The organism is Pseudomonas sp. MWU12-2020 (assembly GCF_023100605.1).
Classification (GTDB): domain Bacteria; phylum Pseudomonadota; class Gammaproteobacteria; order Pseudomonadales; family Pseudomonadaceae; genus Aquipseudomonas; species Aquipseudomonas fluorescens_H.
The window spans coordinates 1-548 of the sequence record NZ_JALMEX010000052.1 but is presented as its reverse complement, the minus strand read 5'-3'; the positions used below and the strand labels follow the sequence as shown (position 1 = coordinate 548).

Annotated in this window: 1 pseudogene; it reads left to right on the top strand. The window is 61.1% G+C overall.

Annotation, left to right across the window (positions count from 1 at the left end):
- Positions 1-548: pseudogene (locus tag M0814_RS28995) on the top strand (hypothetical protein); the annotation flags it as partial.

The following is a 548-nucleotide window of genomic DNA, read 5'->3' as shown; positions in this document are numbered from 1 at the left end:
CCGACCATGCTCGTTCAGCCCAAGAAGAGAATCTCTGCCCCCCATTCACTGCTGGACCCGTGGGTCCCCGGGCGCCTCCTGCCTTCCGGCCAGTGGGGGATCAACCGCGCGGCGGTATTCGCCTTTCCTGACCTCGGCATGCTTGTCTTGATCCCCGCCTGGGCCAAAAAGGATATCGGCGACACCGTCAAGCTGCTGCTCGATGGCCGTGAGGTCGACGGGCGTCCCATCATCAATAAGAGCGAACTCGACCAGCCCACAGTCTTGTCGGTGGCCCCCCGTCATCTGCAGACCGGTTCTTACGAGCTCACCTACGAAATCAAACAGCCCAATCAAAAAGAAGAGCGTCCGGACAAGCCCCTCAACCTCTTCGTCAAACTGGAACTCCCCGGTGGCCAGGACACCGACCCGGCCCCCGGTCACTCCAACCTGTACATGTACATTCCCCCGGAAATCGTCAACGGCGGTGTGGACAAAGACGTTGCCGAAGAGGGAGTGCCGATTGTCATCCGGTCCGAGTCCGGCAGCGGCCTGCCTTACCCCGACAT